The 22,194-nt window shown below is 32.8% G+C and carries 21 protein-coding genes; 16 read left to right on the plus strand and 5 right to left on the minus strand.

The features are described 5' to 3' along the window. Positions 1 to 15 precede the first annotated feature (15 nt). From ACTHPI_RS09095 to ACTHPI_RS09105, 3 genes are all read left to right on the plus strand, one after another. Complete coding sequence (locus ACTHPI_RS09095) at positions 16 to 846, plus strand: hypothetical protein (protein WP_445353817.1); 831 nt, start codon at positions 16 to 18, stop codon at positions 844 to 846. Between the two features lie 106 nt (positions 847 to 952). Next, a complete protein-coding gene (locus tag ACTHPI_RS09100) occupies positions 953 to 2,434 on the plus strand; it encodes an ABC transporter substrate-binding protein/permease (protein WP_445353818.1) in 1,482 nt (493 codons plus the stop codon). After that, the gene (locus ACTHPI_RS09105; protein WP_445353819.1) at positions 2,427 to 3,164 is read left to right on the plus strand and encodes an amino acid ABC transporter ATP-binding protein; all 738 of its coding nucleotides are present in this window, start codon (positions 2,427 to 2,429) and stop codon (positions 3,162 to 3,164) included. Before ACTHPI_RS09100 ends, ACTHPI_RS09105 begins: the two co-directional genes overlap by 8 nt. A gap of 60 nt (positions 3,165 to 3,224) precedes the next feature. On the opposite strand, the gene ACTHPI_RS09110 is transcribed toward ACTHPI_RS09105, so the two are convergent. After that, on the minus strand, positions 3,225 to 4,457 hold the full coding sequence (locus tag ACTHPI_RS09110) for a CAP domain-containing protein (RefSeq protein ID WP_445353820.1): 1,233 nt from the start codon (positions 4,455 to 4,457) through the stop codon (positions 3,225 to 3,227). 146 nt (positions 4,458 to 4,603) lie between these two features. Here ACTHPI_RS09110 and ACTHPI_RS09115 point away from each other — a divergent pair, with 146 nt between their 5' ends. The 5 genes from ACTHPI_RS09115 to ACTHPI_RS09135 all read left to right on the plus strand — a co-directional run bounded on the left by ACTHPI_RS09115 (position 4,604) and on the right by ACTHPI_RS09135 (position 9,245). Then, positions 4,604 to 5,686, plus strand: a complete 1,083-nt coding sequence (locus ACTHPI_RS09115; RefSeq protein WP_445353821.1) for a D-alanine--D-alanine ligase family protein — start codon at positions 4,604 to 4,606, stop codon at positions 5,684 to 5,686. Between the two features lie 18 nt (positions 5,687 to 5,704). After that, complete coding sequence (locus ACTHPI_RS09120; RefSeq protein ID WP_445353822.1) at positions 5,705 to 6,439, plus strand: transcriptional regulator; 735 nt, start codon at positions 5,705 to 5,707, stop codon at positions 6,437 to 6,439. 112 nt (positions 6,440 to 6,551) lie between these two features. After that, positions 6,552 to 7,667: a YibE/F family protein gene (locus ACTHPI_RS09125; RefSeq protein ID WP_445353823.1), complete on the plus strand. Its 1,116-nt coding sequence runs from the start codon at positions 6,552 to 6,554 to the stop codon at positions 7,665 to 7,667. Beyond that, positions 7,664 to 8,455 (plus strand): YibE/F family protein, encoded by a 792-nt coding sequence (locus ACTHPI_RS09130; protein ID WP_445353824.1) that lies wholly within the window; start codon positions 7,664 to 7,666, stop codon positions 8,453 to 8,455. The genes ACTHPI_RS09125 and ACTHPI_RS09130 overlap by 4 nt, the downstream gene beginning before the upstream one ends. Further along, complete coding sequence (locus ACTHPI_RS09135) at positions 8,427 to 9,245, plus strand: alpha/beta hydrolase (RefSeq protein WP_445353825.1); 819 nt, start codon at positions 8,427 to 8,429, stop codon at positions 9,243 to 9,245. The genes ACTHPI_RS09130 and ACTHPI_RS09135 overlap by 29 nt, the downstream gene beginning before the upstream one ends. Positions 9,246 to 9,301: 56 nt before the next feature. Here the strand turns inward: ACTHPI_RS09135 and ACTHPI_RS09140 are convergent, their stop codons facing one another. Further along, a complete protein-coding gene (locus ACTHPI_RS09140) occupies positions 9,302 to 12,319 on the minus strand; it encodes a TIM-barrel domain-containing protein (RefSeq protein ID WP_445353826.1) in 3,018 nt (1,005 codons plus the stop codon). A gap of 167 nt (positions 12,320 to 12,486) precedes the next feature. Between ACTHPI_RS09140 and nagA the strand changes: the two genes are divergently transcribed. Next, positions 12,487 to 13,635, plus strand: a complete 1,149-nt coding sequence (gene nagA, locus ACTHPI_RS09145) for an N-acetylglucosamine-6-phosphate deacetylase (protein WP_445353827.1) — start codon at positions 12,487 to 12,489, stop codon at positions 13,633 to 13,635. A 767-nt stretch (positions 13,636 to 14,402) separates the two neighbouring features. On the opposite strand, the gene ACTHPI_RS09150 is transcribed toward nagA, so the two are convergent. Beyond that, complete coding sequence (locus ACTHPI_RS09150; RefSeq protein WP_445353828.1) at positions 14,403 to 14,879, minus strand: nucleoside 2-deoxyribosyltransferase; 477 nt, start codon at positions 14,877 to 14,879, stop codon at positions 14,403 to 14,405. Between the two features lie 129 nt (positions 14,880 to 15,008). On the opposite strand from ACTHPI_RS09150, the gene ACTHPI_RS09155 reads away from it, so the two are divergent. After that, positions 15,009 to 15,488, plus strand: a complete 480-nt coding sequence (locus ACTHPI_RS09155; RefSeq protein WP_445353829.1) for a PTS sugar transporter subunit IIA — start codon at positions 15,009 to 15,011, stop codon at positions 15,486 to 15,488. Between the two features lie 34 nt (positions 15,489 to 15,522). Here ACTHPI_RS09155 and ACTHPI_RS09160 read toward each other — a convergent pair whose 3' ends face one another. Beyond that, a complete protein-coding gene (locus ACTHPI_RS09160; RefSeq protein ID WP_445353830.1) occupies positions 15,523 to 15,909 on the minus strand; it encodes a MerR family transcriptional regulator in 387 nt (128 codons plus the stop codon). Between the two features lie 100 nt (positions 15,910 to 16,009). Between ACTHPI_RS09160 and ACTHPI_RS09165 the strand changes: the two genes are divergently transcribed. Next, the gene (locus ACTHPI_RS09165) at positions 16,010 to 16,846 is read left to right on the plus strand and encodes an SDR family NAD(P)-dependent oxidoreductase (protein ID WP_445353831.1); all 837 of its coding nucleotides are present in this window, start codon (positions 16,010 to 16,012) and stop codon (positions 16,844 to 16,846) included. A gap of 96 nt (positions 16,847 to 16,942) precedes the next feature. On the opposite strand, the gene ACTHPI_RS09170 is transcribed toward ACTHPI_RS09165, so the two are convergent. Continuing rightward, entirely contained in the window at positions 16,943 to 17,746 is an 804-nt protein-coding gene (locus ACTHPI_RS09170; protein ID WP_445353832.1) for a tyrosine-protein phosphatase, read from the minus strand. A gap of 145 nt (positions 17,747 to 17,891) precedes the next feature. On the opposite strand from ACTHPI_RS09170, the gene ACTHPI_RS09175 reads away from it, so the two are divergent. The 5 genes from ACTHPI_RS09175 (at position 17,892) to phnE (ACTHPI_RS09195) (ending at position 22,020) form a co-directional block, all read left to right on the plus strand. Continuing rightward, positions 17,892 to 18,377, plus strand: coding sequence for a universal stress protein (locus ACTHPI_RS09175; RefSeq protein WP_445353833.1), 486 nt, complete (start codon positions 17,892 to 17,894; stop codon positions 18,375 to 18,377). A 323-nt stretch (positions 18,378 to 18,700) separates the two neighbouring features. After that, complete coding sequence (locus tag ACTHPI_RS09180; RefSeq protein ID WP_445353834.1) at positions 18,701 to 19,639, plus strand: phosphate/phosphite/phosphonate ABC transporter substrate-binding protein; 939 nt, start codon at positions 18,701 to 18,703, stop codon at positions 19,637 to 19,639. 14 nt (positions 19,640 to 19,653) lie between these two features. Further along, positions 19,654 to 20,424 (plus strand): phosphonate ABC transporter ATP-binding protein, encoded by a 771-nt coding sequence (phnC, locus tag ACTHPI_RS09185; protein ID WP_445353835.1) that lies wholly within the window; start codon positions 19,654 to 19,656, stop codon positions 20,422 to 20,424. After that, positions 20,417 to 21,214, plus strand: coding sequence for a phosphonate ABC transporter, permease protein PhnE (phnE, locus tag ACTHPI_RS09190; protein ID WP_445353836.1), 798 nt, complete (start codon positions 20,417 to 20,419; stop codon positions 21,212 to 21,214). Before phnC ends, phnE (ACTHPI_RS09190) begins: the two co-directional genes overlap by 8 nt. Then, positions 21,214 to 22,020, plus strand: coding sequence for a phosphonate ABC transporter, permease protein PhnE (gene phnE / locus ACTHPI_RS09195; RefSeq protein ID WP_445353837.1), 807 nt, complete (start codon positions 21,214 to 21,216; stop codon positions 22,018 to 22,020). The genes phnE (ACTHPI_RS09190) and phnE (ACTHPI_RS09195) overlap by 1 nt, the downstream gene beginning before the upstream one ends. Positions 22,021 to 22,194 lie beyond the last annotated feature (174 nt).

Genomic DNA, 22,194 nt, shown 5'->3' on the forward strand with positions numbered 1-22,194 from the left:
AAGGGGAATTTAGCTATGGTTGATGGCTCAAGGGCCGAATTTAGAAGACAAGGTCAAGAGCAGAATACGCATTATAAAAGAATTTTAGCTTTTTTAATATTTTTAGTTGCGGCATTAAGTATGATTAGTGCTACATTTTTAAATCCTTTTTTTATGAAAAAGCAAATTAGAACTAGTAATAATCAAGCGGTTGTAGTTAGACAAGTAGATAGTCATTTTGATGATTTAGCAGATATTATTGGGGCTAATCATGATGAAAACTCTAACTTGCTTACTATTCAGCAGACACAACCGATTGCTGATTATATAATTGATTATTCATTAGGATTTCATTGGTTTAAAGTTGATAATAAAAAATTAGCAAAACAGATTCTGCATGATATAAATTTAAATATAGATAAAGGTTCATCTAGTGAAGCACAAAGAGTGCAAAGCAAGTTAAAAAAGGAAGGCAGCAACGCAATCTATGCTGTAATTCAAGCTTTTGACTTAAATGTTGTTACTTTAGGTGCAAATATTGCTGCATTATTATTAGTTGTTAATATTGTGATTATAATAGTAACAATTATTACAATGATTTCTTTAATTAGTGATATGAAAACCCAAAAAACTACTAAAGAGTTGATTCATTCAATTATGGCTTCAGGGATGTGGAGCGGTTTTTGGATAATTATTATTGCAGGCATTTTGGCAATTATTCCGGTGATTTTCAATGTTGAAACTTTAGGTGGATTGGGCTATTTAATGGAAATAAGCAGTAGTATTTTTCTAGAGTTTGTAATTGTAGGTGTTGTCATCTACGTATTATGTGCTATTCCATGGCAGATAACATCAACTAATAGTTAATAAAAACTGAGACAAGTGTCTCAGTTTTTTGTTGCAAAAAAACATATTCCTCGATATACTAATAAAATAGTTTAATTTTTCTTTAATTTAGCAGTAGGTGGAGAATGTGAAAAAATCAAAAATAATTAGTATATTTCTGGCAATTATGATGATTTTTGCAACATTATTACCCATGAGCACGCCTGTTCATGCAGACGATAAAGTTGCAGATAATTCTGTTTTGCAGAAAATAAAAAAATCAAAAAAGTTAGTTGTAGGGACTTCTGCGGATTATCCGCCACTAGAATTTACTACTAGTGATAATGGTAAAACCAAATATGTTGGAGTGGATATTGAATTAGCACGTGATATTGCTAAGGACTTAGGAGTAAAACTCGTTGTTAAAAATATGAGTTTTGATTCACTTTTAGTCGCTTTAGAAACTGGAAAAGTAGATATGGTTATTTCAGCAATGACACCAACTGTTGAAAGAAAACAAAGTATTGATTTTTCTAAAATTTATTACAGACCTAGTGGTGAATATTTCTTAATTAATAAACGTGATCAAAATAAATATAAAAAAATAAAGGACTTTAATGGTAAAACTGTTGGTGCTCAAACTGGTAGTATTCAATATAATTTAATTGAAAAGCAAATGAAGAAGTCTAAAGTAAAAGGACTTGGAAAAATCAATAACTTAGTTTTAGCTCTTCAATCAAATAAGGTAGCTGGAGTCGTTATGGAAGAAATGACGGCGAAAGCTTATGCACATAACAACAAAAATGTAATCGCAGTTAGAAGTGATTTACGCGAACAACAAGCAGGTAATGCAATTGCAATTGCTAAGGGACAAACTGGTTTAGTTAAAGCAGTTAACAAAACTATTGATCGTGTACAAAAAGAAAACTTAATTAATAATAAATATTTGCCAGAAGCAGCAAAATATATGAAAACTGCTCAAAAGACTAATACAATGATGAAATATGCACCATATTTTATTAAAGGTATTGGTTATACTATTGTGATTACCATTTTTTCAGTAATTATTGGTATCGTACTTGGGATTGTACTAGCTTTAATGCGCCTTTCTAAAAATAAAATTCTACATGCAATTTCTGTAGCTTATATCGAATTTATTCGTGGGACTCCTCAGATGGTACAAATTTTATTTGTTTACTTTGGAGTAGGAGCTCTTATTTCTAATTTATCTGCTGTAGTTGCTGGTATTATTGCTATTGGACTTAATTCAGGTGCCTATGTTGCAGAAGATATTCGTTCAGGAATTAATTCAATTGCTAAAGGACAAACTGAAGCTGCAAGATCTCTTGGTTTAAGTCAAGCAAAAACTTATCGCTACGTAATTATTCCACAGGCTCTTAAGAATATTTGGCCAGCACTTGGTAATGAATTCATTACTCTTTTAAAGGATAGTTCACTTGTATCTGTAATTGGGGTAAGTGAATTAATGTATCAAACAGAACTTATTCAAACTTCAACTTATCGTGGAGTATTGCCATTGTTTATTGCGATGATTATTTACTTCATTATGACTTTTACTTTATCAAGAATTTTGAATTTATTTGAAAGGAAGATGAAGCACAATGACTAAAATGATAGAAATTGATCATCTTAAGAAAACTTTTGGTAAAAATGAAGTCCTAAAAGATATTTCTGCAACAGTAAATAAAGGACAAGTAATTTGCATCATAGGTCCATCTGGTTCAGGTAAAAGTACGCTTTTAAGATGTTTAAATGTGCTTGAAACACCTACTGCTGGTCAGATTGTTTTTGATGGAACTGATTTGGCAAAATTAAAAGATGGTAAGCAATTAGATACACTTCGTGAAAAAATGGGAATGGTTTTTCAAAGTTTTAACTTATTTCCAAATATGAATGTTATTGAAAATATTAAATTAGCTCCAATAAAAGTTAAGGGTATAAGTGATCAAGAAGCTGAAAAAACTGGATTAGAATTATTAGAAAAAGTTGGATTACGCGATCGTGCTAAGCAATATCCTGCAAGTCTATCTGGTGGTCAAAAGCAGCGTGTAGCTATTGCTAGAGCCCTTGCAATGAAGCCTGAAGTGATGTTATTTGATGAACCAACTAGTGCCCTTGATCCTGAAATGGTTGGAGAAGTTTTAAAAACCATGCAAAACTTAGCTGAAAGTGGCATGACAATGGTAGTAGTGACTCATGAGATGGGGTTTGCACGTGAAGTTGCTGATGAAATTTGGTTTATGGCAGATGGTTATTTACAAGAAAAAGGAACCCCTGAAGAAGTATTTGAACATCCTAAGTCAGATAGAGCAAAAGATTTTCTATCTAAGGTTTTATAAGTAAAAAAAGAAGAGTTTGTAAAACTCTTCTTTTTTTATATCTTTATTGCTTAATTATAGTTAGTAGAGAGGATTCTGCATGAAAAAATTACGATGCCACTGACCTTTCTTCAAAATATCGAAATAGTTTTGAGGTTGGTGGTTGGTGGTGTCATTTTTAGGACTTAGAGTGGCCCAAGATTTTTCTCCTTGAAGTAAAATGTCAGATTTCATATTAGTATCACGTTGCTGAGCTGATACATATTGATAAGTATGAGGCTTAGGTGTGGCAACAGCAGCAGTTGGTGTTGTAGTTGCCTCTGTGTTTGTATCTTGCTTAAACAATTTAAACTTATATGTATAAACATTACCTATTTTTATTTTGTATTGATGTCCAGCAATAATAGGTGTTTTATCAGGAGAATAAGTTAGGACAGTTTTGAAATTGCCATAACCTGAAGAACTATAATTTGTAACATTTGTAGCTTTGTAATTTTGTTTAGTATCTAAATCAGTGATTGTGATATTTGGGGTATTTTTAATAGTTTTATCAGATAGATAAAGTGACCAAGCGACATTTTTTCCTTTAGATAATTCAATTGGAAAAAGACCACTTGAAGGATAAGCTACGATAGGCTGACTAGAGTCGCGGAATAAATCATCAACATTTAAAACTTTTTGTACAGAATACCGATAGCCATTAGATCCATAAGCTGCCCCTACTCCAGTAGTTGAAAGGCGACTTGATAAAATCCATGCTCTGTGGCCAGTGTCGGAACCTGATAAATTATAATGATCGGTAACTAGGTCAGTTATAACATCACCAGCAGATTGATTACTTACATTGAAATTTAAATTGGAAGTTTCAGAAGTGTCTTGAGCTACTTTCCACATAGATTTACTTACATAACTAGGTTTTGTTTCATTTGGTAAACCATGCTGATTTACGAATGGATTTGCATTAATAGCAGCCATTACAGCAGCTGTCTTTTGGGCATTTTTTTGGGCTAGTTTATTTTCTGTGACAGGTGTAAGTCCAAAAAGACTGCGATAATAATTAATATAATCTAATTGACTGTCAGCATATCTATTAGTGATTTGCCCTACTTTGAATTTTTTGGTGAGATGAGGGGTTTTTGAATAAATATTAGAAGCATTGTAGTTTTTCTTATTGAGGCTTGCATACTCATGCTGAAAATGATGAACTTGTTTTATTTCACCAGTCGTAAAAGTAGCAGCTTGAGTAGTATTTATACTTAGGGGAGCTGCTAGCAAAATTAATGCGGCAGTGAATGTAAATTTTTTAAATAGCATATGATCTCCTCTTTTCTTCTATAATCATATTATACCTTACAGTGAAAGTGCTTTATAACAAAAATGTTTTCAGTTTTTTTAACTATTACATCATTAATTGCGTATAATTAAGAGGTTAGTAACAATAATTAACGAGGTAAAAACAAATGACACAAAAAACACAAGTCGGATTATTATTCGGTGGTAATTCTTCCGAATATGAAGTATCAATTGTATCAGGTCGCAACATTTATAAGGCTATTGATAAGGAAAAGTTTGATGTACATCCAATCTGGATTACTAACGAGGGATATTTTGCAAATGAAGAAGAATCTTTCAAAGTTTTGGAAGATCCAACTTATCAAGTTCAAGATCCATACAAAGTAAACAACATTTCAAAATTAATTGAACTTGCTAATTTACCTGAACTTGATGTTTTCTTCCCAATTGTTCACGGTAACCTTGGTGAAGACGGTAGCCTTCAAGGACTTTTTAGAGTTTTAGACAAGCCTTTTGTTGGCGATGATGTCTTAGCTGCTGCAGTTACAATGGACAAAGAATTTACTAAAATTTTAGCTCAACGTGTAGGTGTTCCAGTTGCTGATTGGATTTCTATTAAGCGTCCAGAATATAATGATAAGACTAATGCAAAGTTGAACTATGATGTAGTGAGTGAAAAACTTGGCGGTGATTTATTTGTTAAGCCATCAAACCAAGGTTCTTCAGTTGGTGTAAGTCATGTAACTAATGCAGAAGAATACAAGAAAGCCTTAGAAGAAGCATTTAAGTATGATGATAAGGTTTTAGTTGAAGAAACTATTCATGGTAGTGAAGTTGAAACTGCTGTTTTAGGTAATGATGATCCAATTGTAGCAGGTGTTGGTGAAATTACTAATGCTAAAGGTTCATTCTATACCTATGAAAATAAGTATGATGATGATTCAACTTCTAAGCTCCAAATTCCAGCAAACTTGCCAGAAGATATTGTAGAAACCGTTCGTTCAAACGCCTTAAAAGTTTACCAAATTACAGAATGTTCAGGAATGGCAAGAATTGATTCAATGCTTACAGAAGATGGACGTGTTGTCTTAACAGAAGTTAATGCTCTTCCAGGCTTTACTAATATTAGCATGTATCCAAAATTGTTTGAAGAATTAGGTGTTTCTTATACTGATTTAATTACGCGTTTAATTGAAGCGGGAATTGAGCGCTACAATCATAAGAAGACTTTACTTCATAAACATGATTAAACATTAATGGAGGACTGAATGACTAGTAATAAGCATGATTTTGAAGAATTAACAGCACCTGCAGCTGCTGCCCAAGAACTTGGAATTAGTGTTGCTACTCTGCGTAAATATTCATTAATTGTTGAAAAAGTGACGGGGAATGCTGAATATTATGAAAGAACTAAGCAAAAATCACGCCTTTACACTAAAAAAGATATTAGGGATTTAGATGATTTTCACAAATTATCTAAAAATAATGGTTTAACTTTACAAGATGCTGCTCGTCAAATTTTTGCAGTGAGTGAGAAAAAGGTTACTGATAAAAAGCGTGTCGAAAAAGAAGTAAAAGAAGAAATTCCTACGGATGTAATGGATACTCAAGAAGTAGTTAGACTTCTTAACACCTTGCAGAGAACAATTGCTAATCAAAATAAGGCCATTGATGATTTGCAACAGCAATTGCTGCGAATTGAAAAGCAGAATAAAGACTTAATTGAGGCACAAAAGCAACTTGAAGCCCCAAGTAAAGAAGAAGTTAAAGCATTGCCAAATGTTGAAGATAATTCTGAAAAAAACTTGATTGAAGAACAAAATCAAGCAACTTCAGATTCAGTTGAAGCTGAATCTGAAGAAAAAGAAAATTCACATGAGATTTTAGCCAAAGCAAAAGAAAATGCTAAAAAACGTGCTACCGCTAACGTTCATCGTACTCTTGAAGATATGCAAGTACCAGTTGCTAAAAAGCACTGGTGGCAAAGATTTTTGAATTTATAATATAAAGAATTTGAATAATGATTTCAAATTGATTAAATTTTGAGAAAACGGCTTTTAATTGAGCCGTTTTTTGTCTACAGTGAATAGGTACAATTTAGGGAGAGAATAAACGATGAAAAAGAGAAAAATACGCTATATAGTTGCGTTTATTGCATTAATCATAGGATTGATATTAACTGCATGTACTTATTTTGCTAAGGATATTTATCAAAAAGATGATGTTGCAATGATTATTGATAAACAAATAAAAGATCGACTTATTGAAAAAAATAAGGATGTGTACGGAAATGAAGATCAAACCCGTGAGCAGACACTTCATTTAAAGATTTTATCCGGACAATATAAAGGAAAAACTTTTGTAGAGAAGAATATATATTATCCTTCTCAATTAGTTACGCAAAAATATCGTGCAGGACAGCGAGTTTTTGTCCACTTTAAAAAGGGTAATTTAACATTAGTTAATCCAAAGCGAGATTGGGTATTAGTACTAGTATTAACTCTTACAGTGTGTTTAATGATTTTAATGGCTGGGAAGCATACTATTGCATTATTAGTGTCAATGGCACTGAGTTGGCTTATTTTTTATTTAGTAATTTTGCTCGATGTAAAACTCAATGGGACACAAATTTTCTTAGTATTTGGTTTAGCTGATATAGTTTTTTCATTTGTCAGTCTACTTATTGTGCAAGGTTTAAATAAAAAAATGCTTGCAACGTGGTTAGCGACTCTTCTTGGAGTTTTTGTTTCATTTGCATTATGTTACATAATTATGAAGTTAACTGGTGAAAGTGAAATGAAATATGAAACAGGGGATTATGCAACGCAGGATCCACGTGGAATTTTCTTAGCACAAAGTATGTTAGGAATCCTTGGAGCAGTTATGGATGAAGCAACGGATATTGTATCTAGTCTTTATGAACTTGTTCAGACTAAAAAAGATATTACAGTTAAGCAATTAATTAAAAGCGGTCGAACTATGGGGCAAGAAATCATGGGACCTCTTATTAATGTCTTGGTTTTAATTTTTATTGCGGAAGAATTACCTATGTTAATCCTTTACTTGCGTGATAATAATACTTTGGGGTCTGCCTTTGGTTTTACTTTATCTTTAGGAGCTACACAAAGTGTTATTTCAGCAATCGGAATTGTATTAACAGTAGTGTTTGCAACAGGCTGCAGTTTATTATTTCTTAAAGATAAAAAATGGGAATGGGGTGTAAAAGAGTGAGTACTTTAACTGCTTTAATTATTGTTTTGGCAATTTTGATGACGATTATTGGCGGTGAAACTGGAATTAGAAGTTTTTTTAGTGTATTAATAAATACTTTGTTACTAATTTTGGTGGCAATTCTTATTTCCTGGGGAATTAATATCCCAATTTTGATATTGATTTTCATTCCTTTAAAATTAGCTACGATTATTTTTTTAGGAACTCACGATTATACTGTGGCTAAAAATTCTTTTTATTCCTCATTTTTAGTGTGTTTAATTGTATGTGCTTTAATTGTTGGATGTCAATGGCTGGTTCAGGCGGCAGGTTTAGGTCCAGAAGCTGGTGAAGTATTAGTTGGGCTTTCCCAAATGCCTGGTCTTAATTATGGTATGATTGCAGTAGCGGTGGCAATTTTTTCAGCACTTGGTGCGATTGCTGAAGCTGCAGTAGCCATGAGTTCAGGATTGCTTGAAATAAAAAAGCACAATCCTGAAATTAGTCGTAAAGATTTAATGGCAAGTGGTAATGCAATTGGAAATGACGTTTTAGGAACAGCAATGAACACTATTTTATTTGGTATGTTTGGAAGCTTCCTGTCATTATTTTTATGGTATTATCGACTTAACTATACTATTGTCGAAGTATTAAATGAAAAGTTATTCGTTAATGAAGCATTGATAATTATGTACTCTTTAATAGGAGTAATTTTAACCGTTCCTCTTTCGACCATCTTTTTGACAAAAGGAATGGAAAAGAATGAAAGTGAGAAAAAATATGAAAATAGAAAATCTAACTCTAACTAATTTTAATGGACGTAAGTTTAATATTCATACTTATACTTTAGAAAAAAATCCGCAATTAGTAGAAAAAGTGAAGCCATTAATTATCGTAATCCCCGGAGGAAGTTTTGATCATTTATCTAAGCGAGAAGGAGAGCCAGTAGCTTTAGCATATTTATCTCATGGATATAATGCAGTTGTTATGGACTATAACTTAGTGCAAGATCCGGGAACAATTTATCCGGATGCAGGCTTAGATGTGCTTACTACAGTGAAGTACTATCGTGATAATGCCAAAAAATATGATATTGATCCAGATAAAATTATAACTATTGGCTTTTCAGCAGGTGGTCATGTAGCAAGTAGTGCAAATTATATGGCTAATAGTGAAGAGTTTGCAGAAAAATATGATTATAATTCAAAAGAAGTTTTACCAAATAAAACAATACTAGGCTATCCACTCATTAATATTGATCAATTAGGCTTTGCAATGCCAGAAGGCGCAGAAAAAGAATTGCCATCTGATGCTAAATTACGAGATACTGCACGTGGCGTTACAAGTAAAACTCCGGCCACCTTTATTTTTCAAGCATGGGATGATCCTATTGTGTTGATTTCTAATTCTATTGAATATATTCGTGCCCTTTATGCAAATCAAGTAAAATGTGAAGCGCACTTATTTACTAAAGGTGGGCATGGTTTTTCATTAGCTCGTCCTGAAGTAGTAGAAGAAGGGCGCGAGTATCAAGACAATCCACATGATGCTAAGTGGTTTAACTTAAGTCTTGAGTGGCTAAAGGAAGAATTGAATTAAATAATAAAATAAAAGACTCTAGTAATCCTAGAGTCTTTTATTTGTTATAAAGTTAACTAATTTAATGCATTTTTATCACGGAAGAATAATACTTCTCTACCGGCAACTTTTTTGCCACTAGATTTATAGATAGTTAATCGAACGGCCTTAGCTTTTACATCTCTTAAACCGATAACTTTGTTTTTGCTATCAGCTTTCCAAGATAAACGCTCGCCATATGGTTTGAAAGTTTCACCATCTGTAGAAATTTCTACACTAACTTCAGTAGGATCACTATCATGGTCAATATTACGAGGAACAAATGCCATCCGACTTAAACTTTCAAGCTTATTGAAAGTAAAAGTTAATTTCAATGGATTTGTTTCACTTATTTCATCTAAAGTTTTCCATTCACTAGCAAGTTTAAGATCAGTTAAATAACTAAGTGGATGATGACCTTCACTTTCTAAATTACTGTTAACACGAACATTATCAATTGCGTAATCTAAGGCGTCGGGTTTAGTTTTTGCTCCAAATGGATCTGACCACTCAGATACTTTATTTCCTGCAACATAACGGAGGCGCATGACATAGCGTGTATTTGGCGTTAATTCATGGAAAGTGAAGTTATCCCCATCAATGCCATCATAAAGTAATCCATTAACTTCGATTTGGACACGGTCTGTTAATTGAGGCCAAGTTACAGTTAATGAATGAGCGCTGGTCTTAGTTTGGTCAATCATTGGTTGTTTTGGTGAACGTAATAGTGAATCAGTGATTGCATGAACTAGAGTGCTGCTTCCATAATTAAAGTTTTGAATTTCAATTTCAATTTTAGAATCAGTAATATCTCGATTTGCTAATTTGATTTGAAGAGCAATTTGTTTATTAGTTTGATAATCACTAAATTGTGGAGTCCAATTGTAATTAGTATTAAAGAAATAGCCTTCTTTTGCATGAGCAAACGTATCAACTGTACCATATTCTTGCATTGGTACATCTTGATCATTTATTTTAACTTTTACCTGATCTGGATAAGAATCACACATAATATTTAAGTTGGTAGTTTGGTGAGTTTCCATCTTAGAAAAGTTTCCATCCACTGGTTCCATATTGATAGTTAATTTGCCAGCTTCTAGATTTGATGAAATAGTAGTTTCACTATGACTATGAGTATAATCAGTTGAACCATTGTCATCATAGAAGGTAAAGCTGCTCTTTCCTTGAGGATAAAGCACAAAATTACGCTCTCCAATATCAAAGATAGCTCCTCCACGAATAAAGACGGGCAAGTGCCAGACTGGATAGGATAATTTATTAAATACTCGTCCTCCAAGGAATTTCTTTCCAGTAAAAAGGTCGACCCACATTGTACGATGATTTGGTAAATAAAGGTTATCCTTACGGCTATCGCCATTGCCATCTTCGCGACCATTAGTAATAGGAGCAATTAATAAGTTAGGTCCAAGCATAAATTCATGACCAACTTGTTCAGTATAATTTACATGTTCTTGAGGAAAATCAATGAAAAATGGTCGCATAATTGGCTCGCCATCTTGTGCAGTATACATCAATGAGTAGAGATAATTTCTTAATTGCTTGCGTAAAGTAAGATAAGCTCTATTAATTCGAGTCATTTTAGAATTGTAAGCAAATGGTGTCTTGCTAAAGTTACCTTGATTATCCAAACTAAAGAGAAGTGGAGTAAAAGTCTTCCATTCAAAGTCACGAATGGAAATTTGAGCGTTTCCTCCGCCTTCAGTTCCATCTACTGCACTACTTAATATCGGTTGACCTGATAAGTTAGAGCCGATAAAACCGGCAACTTGAGTAGCAATATTTTCCCAATTGCCACCAATATCTCCAAAAGCAATAGCGGAATTCTTTTGACTGCCGCTATTACCAGTAGTAGATAAAATTAATGGACGAGTTTGTTTAATATTATTATCAAGGATTTGGGTATCTTTTTGAAGTAAGTCGCTATCACTGGTATTAGTTGCAACAAAGGATGTTGTCGCAGGTAAAGATGCATTATTAGTCCAAAGCCCGGGTTGAACTTTTTTGGAAATTGCATAATTATTAAAGTTATTAATTGCTTCTTCGTCTACATCATGATTGCCATAGTTTGGAATAAACCAACCAAGTGGAAAATGAAAACGCTGGAAGCGATCAATCATTGCACGAGCTGAAAATTGATATTGTTTTTCTCCATTAAGAGAGGCACTTGCAACTGCTTCATCAGCTGAACGAGTTTGAACATAGTAATTATTATCTTCATAAGCTTCAGCACTGCGGTCTCTAGCTACGCTTGGTTTCCACATAGTATTTAAAAAGTTGCCAGCATATCCTAATTCTAAGGCATATTTTGGTAAAAGGGCTGGCTTACCGGTTAAGAGATAATATTTCTTTAAAATATCTTTAGGGGAATCTCCAATAATATAAAAATTATCAAAGACATTGGTTTTATGAGCTAACATTGTAGCTCCTTTTTCAAATTTACCAAAGTCATACTCACCAATAGTAGTTGTATTTCTTAGCTCACCAAAACCAGCATTTGACCAAAAGAAAGGAACTTGTGTTAATACTCCACCTTTTCCTTTTATTTGGTCACGTTTAATTTTGATATTTTGTCCTTTATGACTGAAATATCCATTTTGCATTCCCCCACCATAATAAAATTCATTTTTATTTTGGTTAAGAATTTCTACACTAGCATCTTGACCGATTTCAATGGGACTTTTTTGAACTAAGCGAGTATGGTGTAATGTTTCATCAAAGATACTCATTACAGCTGGGTTTTGTTGAAAAATAAGCTGATAATTCCCTGATTGAATAATCAATGAATCACTTGTAGCACGTGGATTTGATTGTTCAAATAAATGGTTGTCAAATTTAGATAGATCAACAAATGAAGTATGGTTTTCGTCAAAATTTTTACTTGGATCTAAAAAATAACGGAAGATCCCGTCACTAATAATATAAAGACGAGCGACCTCACCAGTGGAATAATGGAGTTCATAGTAATGGTCACGCTTGTTAGCACCAATAAGTTGACCTAGCTGGTGTCTTTTTATTTGCATATCTTGATCTTGCATTATAATTCTTTCTTTCTTCTAAAACTTATTACTACCATTATAACCAAAAAATAGAAATTTTTTGAGTAATTATTCTAAAACTGGTAAAGACCAATTTTTTAGGATAAAATAGAATTATAATTAATTGAGTTTAGATTGTTTTATTAAAAAGTAGAAGGAAGAAAGTTATGAAGTATTATATTCATGCCGATAAATTTTTCTTGAAAAATAGAACTGAAAATGGTGGTTACTTAGAGATTGAAAATGGTAAGTTTGGTTTTTATTATCCAGAAGCGGATAAGCCAAATGGAAAGATTATTGATTATTCTGGTAAGTGGATTGCTCCTGGATATGTTGATACCCACATTCATGGTTCGTTAAAAGAAGATGTGATGAAGAGTGATTGGGAAGGAATCAATAAGATTTCTGAAGGCCTTTTAAGTGCGGGTGTAACTTCTTGGATGCCAACTACTATCACTGCTGCAAGTGCTACTTTAACAAAAATTTGTGAAATGTTTGCTGAGCATCAAGGTGAAGAAAGCGGAGCTAAGATTAAAGGAATTCACTTTGAGGGACCATTTTTTACAGAAGAACATGCCGGTGCAGAAAATCCTAAATATATGATGGATCCAAGTGTTGATGAGTTTAACAAATGGCGTAAAGCTTCTAATGGAATGCTTAAGAAGATCTCAATGGCACCAGAACGTCCAGGTTCAGCTGAATTTATTCGTGAAGTGACTAAAGAAGGCGTAGTTGTTGCATTAGGACACTCAAGTGCAAGCTTTGAAGAAGCAGTACGCGGAATAGAAGCTGGAGCTAGCATGTTTACTCATACTTTTAATGGGATGCCAGATCCAGCTCATCATGGAGCTACTATTTCAAATGCGGCAATGGCACTTAATAACATTACTGATGAACTTATCTGTGATGGTCATCATGTGCAAGAGCCAATGGTGCGCGCTTTGATTAATGCCGTAGGCGAAGAACATGTAGCGCTCATTACTGATTGTATGGAAGCAGGAATGATGCCTGATGGCGACTACATGCTGGGAGAATTACCAGTATATGTAAAAGATGGTATGGCACGCTTAAAAGATGGAGATAATTTAGCAGGAAGTATTTTACAGCTTAAAGATGGGGTTAAGAATGTGGTTGATTGGAATATTACTACTCCTGAAAAAGCTGTCATGATGGCAAGTTATGTTCCTGCAAAAAGCGCACATTTGGATAATTGTGGTGTTATTGCTCCGGATAGGGATGCTGACTTCTTGGTTTTGAATCCTGATATGACATTGAGTGAAACTTACTTAAATGGTGAATCGAGATATAAGGCATAATTTTTAATTAGTTTATGAAAAAAGTTATTTCATTTTTAGGCTATGGAATTATTTTGATGGTTGCATCGTATTTAGCATTAAAAAATACTAACCATCCACAAACATGGATAAATATAATTCCAATGTACGTTGCAACATATGGCATAGTTGAAATTATTAAAAGTCAAAAAATACATAATATTTTTATAAAAACTCTTTTAATAATATTACTGTTAATATGCATTTTCATATTTATTTTGATTTTTATAAATTAAGAAATATTTTCTAGTTAAGTATTAAAAACCGTTGATAATAAAGGTTTGATTGATATGAACCTCAAAATTATCAACGGTTTTTGTTAGGATAAAAAATATTAGGCATTTTAAATGTAAGCGCTTTACAAAATGGAAGGAATTTGATATATTATAAGTGTAAAGAAAAAGAAGTGAACGTTAAGAGAGGATGAGTTCCGATGGGCTAAGTAAGATTATTAATAATTTTGAAAGGCTTGTGATACCAATGGGCATGATAATTAACTTAATGGTTAAATATACGAAGTGACTTAAGTTTTTAACATAAGAGGCTCGAAACTTATTAAGTGAGCGCAGAAACAATATTTATAAGGAAGTCACTTTATTGAATATTTCGGAAAGATTAATGTATGACATATAATAATAAAATAAAATGACCTTTTACTAGATAGTTAAGTGAAAGGTCATTTAATTTGTTTGAAAATATAAAAACTCCTGACGAACTCGCCTTGAGCAGTTTCAGCAGGAGCTTATTAATTAATAAACGGCACCATCATAAAAGCCGTAACGTGGTTGATTAAAGTTGTAATCCTTAAGTTCGCTAATCTTAATTGCATTGTCGCAAACACCCCAACTCATTAAGTTGATAGGCTTACCATAATCTTCATCAGGGATTACAAGTAAGATGAATTTACCTTGGCTTAATGCGTAACCAAGTTCCATTCCAAGACCAACATCTTCTTCTTCAGGAATGTAAACACCAATCATTACGTCACTGGATTTAATACCAAGCAAATCACCATGGTAAGTTGCGTCAGCCCATTCTACATCGTGCAAATATTCAGGATGTTCATCAACTCGAATATCTTTATATTGATTTTGAAGGGGTACATAGCTATTTTCTAAATCGATGGTAGGATTTTCCTTTAAAGCTTCCATAGCTTCTTTATAAGCCTTATTTTGCTTGTCACTGAACCAACCGGCACCAAAATAAACTGTCTTTGTTTTAGTCATAATATTTTCTCCTAAAAAATCAAAACTTACTTAAATAACTTTAACATTAAAATATTTGAAAATTTAGTCTTGTTGTTTTAGCCTAATGGGTGTATTAACAAGAAATTTTTTTAAAGGAAAGTACATAAAATGTTAAAACAAAATTATTTTAATCCAAATGCTGTTTACGTAATAGATGGCACTTCTCAAGATGAAGTACTAAAGAAAATATATGACAAGTTATTAGAAAATGGATATGTAAAAGGAAATTTTTTAGAACATATTATTAATCGTGAACATAATTTTCCAACTGGATTAACATTAAATACTTTAGGTAAAAATTTACCTAATATTGCCATTCCGCATACTGAGGGAGAATTTGTAAATACTAGTTTAATTATTCCAGTAGCTTTAAAAACTCCAGTGGTTTTTCACAATATGATAAAACCGCGTGAAAAATTAGAAGCTAAGTTTCTTTTTATGCTCTTAGATAATCATCCAGATGGTCAAGCTCAGCTATTAAGTAAGGTGATGGATTTTTTAGGAGAGACACCTACTGATGAGTTACGTCACTTTTTAAATTTTGAAAATCCAAAAGCAATTTATGAATTTTTAGAACAAAAATTTTAATTAAAAAACTGCCCAATTTTGAGCAGTTTTTTTGTTATGTTCTTTCATAGTTTTCATTAGAGTATTCTTTAATCCATTTAGCATATGTGGCAAGTTTATTTTTCATAAATTCGGCTTGGACTTTTGCATCTTTTAGTTGTTCATCTGCATAATTTTTATATTTTTTTAAATAGTCATAACGCTCTTGTAACGTAGAATTGCCTTCTTGGCATAAATCAACATACTTTTTTATATCACTTATGGTCATACCACATTTTTTTAAGTGGATAATAGTTACAAACCATTCAAAGCTATCTTTATCAAATAATCTATTATTATTTTTATCGCGTTTAACGGTGGGAATGAGTCCTAAATCTGTATAATAACGTACAGTATATGGGGTTAAACCAAACTTCTTAGAAATTTCTTTAACGGTGTACAATTATTTCCTCCAATTTTTAAATAAATACTTGCCTTAAGGTTAACTCGAAGGTATAAGATAGTCAACATAAATTATTAATGACGAGAAAGGGAATAATATTATGACTAAAAATTCAAAGGTATGGCTAATTACTGGTGCTAGCAGAGGTATGGGAAAAGACTTTACTCAGGCTGCATTAGATAGTGGAGATAAGGTAGTAGCTACTGCGAGAAATGCAGAAAAACTTGATCAAGTATTTGAAGATACGGATAACTTATTAAAGATATCTTTAGATGTTACTAGTCCAGATTCAATTACAGTAGCTCTTGAAAAAATCATTGCTAAATTTGGACGAATTGATATTTTATTAAACAGTGCTGGTAACTTTTATGGTGGTTATTTCGAGGAACTTAGTCCTAAGCAGATTCGTGCACAATTTGAGACTAATGTTTTTGGTACTATGAATTTGACTAGACAAGTTCTTCCAATTATGCGTAAACAAAAATCAGGTCATATAATTACATTGTCATCTAGTGCAGGACTTAAAGGTTTTGAATTTAATTCGGCTTATTCAGCATCTAAATTTGCTCTTGAGGGCTGGATGGAAGCGTTAGTACCAGAACTTGCTCCATTTAATATTAAGTTTACAATTGTTGAACCAGGATTTTTCCGTTCAGAGTTTTTAACTAAAAATTCAACTAAATTTGGAGATATTGAAATTGCTGACTATTCAGAGAGAAGAAAAAATTATCAAAATTTCTTTATTGATCAAAATGGTAAGCAGCCGGGTAATCCTCAAAAACTTGCTGAAGCTTTAGTTAAAATTGGCCATGAAGATAATCCTCCATTGCACTTTTTGGCCGGGCAAGATGCAATTGATGCAGCGGAAGACAAGATTAAAAAACTTCAAGCAGATATTGAAAGTTATCGTAATATTTCAACGGATATGAATTTTTAATCTAAACTAGATGAAAGTTAATAAATAGTTAAAGCTTAATTTCTGAATAGAACAAAAATTTTAAAAAAGAAAAAACTGCCCGTTTGGACAGCTTTTTTAATCTTCTAAATAAATTTGACGCAATTTCATAATATCAGCACTTGATAACTTCATTACTTCCCGTAAATAATTATTGATGCTACCATAATTATCATTTAATACTTTAAGGGCGTGATCAATATATTCTGGTCGAACGCTTTGAATATCACGAATTGATTGCAGGGTATTTTCATTCTTACCTTGCTTTCTTTCACGTTCAACTAAGCCTTCAATAAAGTCGCGAGTAGTAATATTAGTAAGTAAATAATCCTTCTTGATAGTTTGAAGTGGAACACCAAGTGCAGTCAAGATTAGTAATGCTCCAAATCCAGTTCTATCTTTTCCAGCAGTACAGTGAAAAATTAACGCTTCATTATCTTTATCATTGGCAAGCAGTTCATCAAAAAAACTACGGTAAGCTTTTCTAGCTGAATCACTTTCAATCATATCCTCATAAGCGTAAAGCATATGGTCAAAACCAAAGTCTGCATCCTGCTTTGATTGATTTTCTAAATCAGTAATACTTTTTGATGAATTAGTTAAATCCTCACTGAATACTGGGTTAAATTCATATTTAGCACCTTCTGGCACACGATCTGGTTGCTTATCAACTTCAGCTTGACTTCTAAAATCAACAACAGTTTTAACGCCATAATCTTTTAAAAAATCTAAATCCAATAAAGAAAGATCAGCTAGATTACCAGTTCTTAAAAGTTTATGCATTTTTATTTTTTTACCAGATAAAGTTTTATAACCACCAAGTTCACGGAAATTTCTACCGCTGGTTACACCTATTAATTGGTTAGTTAATTTTTCATTCAAAATAAAATCCTCCTCTCAAAACTCTCACAATTGGAATTATTGTACCAACAAACTTCAATTAAAACAAACATTAAGAAGTAACAGCTTACAAAATTATGCTAAAATAAACTTAAGTAAGCAGATGCTATTATTAGGAGATGAAAATATGGCACAAGAAAGTATTTTAGTACCAGTGGACGGTTCAGAATCAGCTGAAAGAGCTTTTGATAAAGCTGTTAAAGTTGCAATGACCGATAAAGCTCATGTAGATATTTTGAATGTTATTGATACTCGCCAATTTATGGGCGAAATGCAAGACACTTTGATTTCTGGCGATACAATTTATCAAATGACTCAAGATGCAGAAGAATATTTGAAGAGCTTGAAGAAATGGGCACATGATAATTTCAACTTCGATGATATTGATTACCACATTCGTTATGGTAGTCCTAAGAGAATTATTTCTTATGATTTCATCAAAGATCACAACGATAACTTAATTGTTATGGGTGCAACTGGTCTTAACGCTGTTGAAAGAATGCTTATGGGTTCAGTTACTGAATATGTTAATCAACATGCTTTAGCTGATGTGTTGATTGTTAGAACTGATATGGCTAATAATCCAATTAAGCCAACTATGCGTAAAAATTAAAATTTAAAGTCTGATTTTTCAGGCTTTTTATTTTTTTGCAAAATTGCAAGCGCTTTTTATTAAAATTTCTCTTGCGGAAAGCCGAATATTTAGGTATTATTTTCTACAAATGAACGCGAGTAAAGAAAAGGAGAGGGAGTAATCGTGCAAGTGGGATTTACAACATTTTTTATAAAATGCAATCCTATGGGTGTGGTGTTCCCTTTTTTTGGTCGTGAGAATTTTGTTCGTTTTTCAGTAAAAAAGTTGTTGAATAGACTTGATACAGGCCTTATTGGCTAGTTATTGGGTCTTTTTTATTGCTCGTTTTTTCGGAGGAAAAATTGAAAAAGTTAAAAAAGGTGCTATTAGGACTGCTAAGTATAATTATGGCGATTAGTTTAGCAGCTTGTTCAAAATCTTCATCTTCTAAGCAGAAGAAAGATTATACGCCAAAGTCATTAACTGTTGCTTTTGTACCAAGCCAAGCTGCTAATAAGCTAGAAGCGCGGGCTAAGCCAATGGAAAAAATGCTGTCTAAAAAGTTAGGCATTCCAGTACACGTTACAATGTCCATTGACTATACCACAGTGGTAGAAGCGATGAAGTCTCGTAAAGTAGATGTAGGTTTTTTACCTCCAGATGGATATGTATTAGCTCATAAGCAAGGAGCTGCTGATGTGCTTTTGCAAGCTTTAAGATTTGGAATTAAGCAACCTGGTGGACAAAACACTAAGGATTTAGTTGATTCATATCGTGCAGAAATTTTAGTCAAAAAAGGTTCAAAAATTAAATCTTGGAAGCAGTTAAAGGGCAAGAAAATTGCGGTTCAAACACCGACTTCCAGTGCTGGATATGTATTTCCGGTTGCTGAACTTGAAGAAAAAGGGTTGAACGTTTTAAAAGATAGTAAATTAGTAACTGTGACTGGTCATGACCAAGCGGTACTTGATGTTTTAAATGGAGATACAGATGCTGCTTTTGTATTTGAAGATGCAAGAAACTTAGTTAAAGGTGATGTACCAGATATTATGAAGCGCGTAGTTCCAATTTATTTCACTAAGCCAATTCCAAATGACACTATTTCTGTTAGAAGTGATATGAGTCCTGCTTTTAAAAAGAAGCTCGCAAAAGCTTTTATCGAAATTGGAAAGTCTAAAGAAGGCCATGAAATGATTGCATCGCTATATACGCATCAAGGCTATGTTCCAGTTAAAGATTCAGACTTTAATGTTGTACGTAAATACGACAAAATTATTGAAAAAGAAGAAGACAACAAATAAAAAGGGGCAATACTATGGCAAACGAGCCAATGATTCAATTACAAGATGTAAGAAAAGTTTATGATAATGGAACCGTTGGGTTAAAAGATATTAACCTCACAATTAATAAGGGAGAATTTGTGGTAATTGTTGGTTTATCTGGTGCGGGTAAGTCAACCTTACTTCGTTCAATTAATCGTCTGCAAGATATTACCAGCGGAAATATTTTGATTGATGGAAAATCAATTACTAACGCAAAAGGTAAGGAATTACGTTTAATTAGACGTGATATTGGGATGATTTTCCAAAGTTTCAATTTAGTTAAGCGTTCAAGTGTTTTACGAAATGTTTTATCAGGAAGAATCGCTTATTATCCAACTTGGAAATCTACCTTTAACTTATTTACTGATGAAGATAAACAAAAGGCTTATGAAGCACTTCAAAGAGTGGATTTAGCTGAAAAAGTTTATACTCGTGCTGATGAATTATCTGGTGGTCAACAACAACGTGTTGCAATTGCACGTGTGTTAACTCAAGACCCTAAGATTATTTTGGCAGATGAACCAACCGCTTCGCTTGATCCACGCACTTCAAAACACGTTATGAAAGACCTTAAAATGCTCAATGAAGAATATGGCATGACTGTTATTGCCAATTTGCATAGTGTGGAACTTGCTCGTGAATTTGGTAGTCGTGTAATCGGTGTGCGCAAAGGTGAAATCGTTTATGACGGTAAGATGAGTGAAACTCCAGAATCAGTATTCAAGGATATTTACATTGATAAGGAGAAGCGTGGCAATGAATAATTCAGAGCATTTAAAACAATTGCCAAAGAAAAAATTCCAAATAATGAATATTGTTTGGATACTTGTTTTCATTGTAGGTTTTGTTCTTTCAGTTCAAAGCACAGATACTCATCTTAGTGATTTATTTAAAAATTTTGGTCAATTTTGTGATATTTTTGTTGAAATGAGTCATCCAGATTGGAATTACTTTTCAACAGTTGTTGGACCATTAATTGAAACTTTGAAAATGGCAATTTTAGGTACATTTTTAGGTTCGATTATTGCTTTTATTTATTCTTTTGCAATTGCTAGAAATATTGTAAAAAATAAGATTATTGTTGCAGTTTTGAGAATTATTATGAATATTATCAGAACTGTGCCTGACCTGCTATTAGGTGCAATTTTTGCAGCAATTGTAGGAATTGGACCACTTGCAGGTGTCTTGGCATTAACTGTTTTTACTTTTGGAGTAGTTGTTAAGCTCTTTTATGAAGCAATTGAAACCATTGATGAAGGTCCAATTGAAGCAATGAAAGCAGTTGGTGCAAATAAACTGCAAATTATTCAAGAAGCTGTAATGCCACAAGTTTTAACTTATTTTATTTCATATGTTTTATATGCTTTCGAAATTAATGTTAGAGCTTCGACTGTTCTTGGTTATGTTGGTGCTGGTGGTATCGGTGTTCTTCTTCAAATTAGTTTAGGAAGATTTAATTATGCACAAACAGGTTTAATTATTTTGGTAATCTTTGTTGTAGTCTTCCTTATTGACTATGTATCTTCTAAGTTTAGAGAGGCGGTAATGAAATAATGAATAGCTTAACAAAATTGCCTGCTAAGCCGGTAAATATGAAGAAGAAAGCAACTTATTGGATAAGCGGTATTATTACTGTCGGATTAATTATCTGGTCGTTTACTGGAATGGAATTAAAATTAAGTCCTAATTTTAGTAAGTTGATTGGATCAATTTTTTCGGGGCTTTTTCATCCAGAATGGAAATATGTCTATAATGGTACAGGAGAAGATTTAGTTTCTCAATTATGGCAAACTTTGTGTATTGCATTTTTAGGAACATTTATTTCTGCAGTGATTTCATTGCCTTTTGCATTTTGGGCTGCCAATACTAAACATAAAAAATGGTTTGTAAGTCGAACAGGTCATATTGTTTTAACTGCAATTAGATCATTTCCAGAAATTGTTCTTGCATTGATGTTTATTAAAGCTGTTGGTCCAGGTGCTGCAGCCGGTGTTTTGGCACTTGGCTTCCACTCTGTAGGGATGCTGGCTAAGCTCTTTTCTGAAGCTATTGAAAACTTAGGCGAAGGTGCAAATGAAGCAATCACAGCTGCTGGTGGTTCTAAGTTTAATATTGCAATGTTTGCGACAATGCCTAATTTGATGCCAGCGCTTGTTTCAAATACATTATATCGTTTTGATGTATCAGTTCGTTCAGCTTCTATTCTTGGTTTAGTTGGTGCTGGTGGTATTGGTACACCATTGATGTTTGCATTGAATACTCGTGATTGGAATCGAGTTGGAATTATCTTACTTGGAATTATTGTAATGGTCGTAGTTATTGACTGGATTTCAGGTTGGATTCGTAAAAAGCTAGTATAATTTAATAACACTCACCACATGGAAAAAATCCATGTGGTTTTTTATTAAAAAACGTTATTAATAACAAAATTATTTTTATTTTTTGTTATTAATTTTTAGCGTTTTCAACTCCATATCCCTTGCCAGAGTAAGACTTCAGCTCTTAAAACTTTTTCTAAAAAATACTTGCATTTA

The organism is Lactobacillus sp. PSON, from assembly GCF_052615405.1.

Coding starts and splice junctions, on each gene's coding strand:
- ACTHPI_RS09095 (WP_445353817.1), top strand. CDS start 16: ATGGTTGATGGCTCAAGGGCCGAATTTAGAAGACAAGGTCAAGAGCAG.
- ACTHPI_RS09105 (WP_445353819.1), top strand. CDS start 2,427: ATGACTAAAATGATAGAAATTGATCATCTTAAGAAAACTTTTGGTAAA.
- ACTHPI_RS09110 (WP_445353820.1), bottom strand. CDS start 4,457: ATGCTATTTAAAAAATTTACATTCACTGCCGCATTAATTTTGCTAGCA.
- ACTHPI_RS09115 (WP_445353821.1), top strand. CDS start 4,604: ATGACACAAAAAACACAAGTCGGATTATTATTCGGTGGTAATTCTTCC.
- ACTHPI_RS09120 (WP_445353822.1), top strand. CDS start 5,705: ATGACTAGTAATAAGCATGATTTTGAAGAATTAACAGCACCTGCAGCT.
- ACTHPI_RS09125 (WP_445353823.1), top strand. CDS start 6,552: ATGAAAAAGAGAAAAATACGCTATATAGTTGCGTTTATTGCATTAATC.
- ACTHPI_RS09135 (WP_445353825.1), top strand. CDS start 8,427: ATGAAAATAGAAAATCTAACTCTAACTAATTTTAATGGACGTAAGTTT.
- ACTHPI_RS09140 (WP_445353826.1), bottom strand. CDS start 12,319: ATGCAAGATCAAGATATGCAAATAAAAAGACACCAGCTAGGTCAACTT.
- nagA (WP_445353827.1), top strand. CDS start 12,487: ATGAAGTATTATATTCATGCCGATAAATTTTTCTTGAAAAATAGAACT.
- ACTHPI_RS09150 (WP_445353828.1), bottom strand. CDS start 14,879: ATGACTAAAACAAAGACAGTTTATTTTGGTGCCGGTTGGTTCAGTGAC.
- ACTHPI_RS09155 (WP_445353829.1), top strand. CDS start 15,009: ATGTTAAAACAAAATTATTTTAATCCAAATGCTGTTTACGTAATAGAT.
- ACTHPI_RS09165 (WP_445353831.1), top strand. CDS start 16,010: ATGACTAAAAATTCAAAGGTATGGCTAATTACTGGTGCTAGCAGAGGT.
- ACTHPI_RS09175 (WP_445353833.1), top strand. CDS start 17,892: ATGGCACAAGAAAGTATTTTAGTACCAGTGGACGGTTCAGAATCAGCT.
- phnC (WP_445353835.1), top strand. CDS start 19,654: ATGGCAAACGAGCCAATGATTCAATTACAAGATGTAAGAAAAGTTTAT.
- phnE (WP_445353836.1), top strand. CDS start 20,417: ATGAATAATTCAGAGCATTTAAAACAATTGCCAAAGAAAAAATTCCAA.
- phnE (WP_445353837.1), top strand. CDS start 21,214: ATGAATAGCTTAACAAAATTGCCTGCTAAGCCGGTAAATATGAAGAAG.